The following is a 1273-nucleotide window of genomic DNA, read 5'->3' as shown; positions in this document are numbered from 1 at the left end:
CCGCCGCAGCTGCTGCCGGACGACGTCGCCCGCGCGCAGCTCGAGGCGTTCATCATCCACGCGGACTGACCGCGCGCAAGCCAGAGCCGCAACCCGCATCGGGTTCCGGCTCTTCGTCTTTCGCGCCGGATCAGTCCAGGGAGACGTACACCTCGACCGAGGTCGGCCCGGTGTAGCGCTCCACCTCCGCCCGGTGCGAGCGGGTGATCACCCCGGTCGCCTCCGCCTTGGCGACCTGCGCCCACGCGGTGCGCAGCAGGTCGTAGGGCTTGTCGGAGACGACGAACCGGGCGTAGCGGCCCCGCGGGATGCGGGTGAGCACGTCGCCGGGATCGAGCTCGTCGAGCCCGGCGATCTCGTAGCCGAGCACGGCGACCGCGTGGTCGTCCTGCTCCACGTAGGCGGCCACCCTCGGCACCGGCTTCTCCCTGGCCAGGTAGCGGTCCCAGGTGAAGTTCACCAGGTCGAGGTCGCGCGCGGTGACCTCGCGGCCCGCCAGCGGAATGGTCAGGCCGGCGACCAGGCTCTCGTCCAGGGTGACGATCTCGAAATCCACAGTGCGTTCCTACCCGTCGTTCGGTTCTTCGGCCAGCGACACGAAGACTTCCACGGTGTGGGCGTCGGGATACTGCTCCACATCTCCGGTGTAGGAGCGCACGATCCGGCCCGCCGTCTCGGCATCCCAGACCCCCCGCCAAACGGAGACGATGGTATCGCCGAGGTTGTCGCCGGTGGCCGTGAATCTGGCGTACCGCCCGCCGGGCACTCGGGCCAGCACGTCGCCGGGCAGGAGATCGTCGATGCTCTCGCACCGGTAGCCGACGATGTGGGTCAGATACGAGTTGATCTCCGGGGCGTGGTCGACGTAGGCGGTGGTCGGACGGCCGGGTAGTCGCCTGGACAGCTTTTTCTTCCAGGCCTGCTCCACCTTCACTCGTCGCGGTCCTTCCACCGCGAGTGCCGGGCTGCGTAGAACTGTGCCCGCCACCAGCGTCTCGGGACGGTCAACGACTATGAAATCCACCGGCGTAGCCCCTAAATCTCGTGTGTTCTCATCGGCGGCGCTGCTGGGCGGCCGCACGCGGCGGCCGTGGTCGCTCGTGGCGCCCATCCTTGCGCATTTCCGTGCGCGGCGGGCGCCGACCCCGGCCATCGCCTCCGATGCTGCCACGTCCCGCCGTCCCGGGTGGACAGGCGGTCGGCGAGCGGCTCGCGCGTCGCGGCTGCTGCCGGGGCCGTCCGTGGTCCGGCCGGCGGACCGGGACAGCGGTCC

The 1273-nt window shown here is 70.3% G+C and carries 2 protein-coding genes; both read right to left on the bottom strand.

Features of this window, described 5'->3' with window-relative positions; translation table 11 throughout:
• Positions 1 to 130: 130 nt before the first annotated feature.
• A complete protein-coding gene (locus tag QH283_RS15465) occupies positions 131 to 556 on the bottom strand; it encodes a GyrI-like domain-containing protein (RefSeq protein ID WP_280503690.1) in 426 nt (141 codons plus the stop codon).
• Between the two features lie 9 nt (positions 557 to 565).
• A complete protein-coding gene (locus QH283_RS15460) occupies positions 566 to 1024 on the bottom strand; it encodes a GyrI-like domain-containing protein (RefSeq protein ID WP_280503689.1) in 459 nt (152 codons plus the stop codon).
• Between the last annotated feature and the right edge of the window lie 249 nt (positions 1025 to 1273).

The sequence above is a fragment of the Nocardia farcinica genome, assembly GCF_029867845.1.
GTDB lineage: Bacteria > Actinomycetota > Actinomycetes > Mycobacteriales > Mycobacteriaceae > Nocardia > Nocardia farcinica_A.
This window is presented reverse-complemented; position numbering and strand designations above follow the sequence as displayed.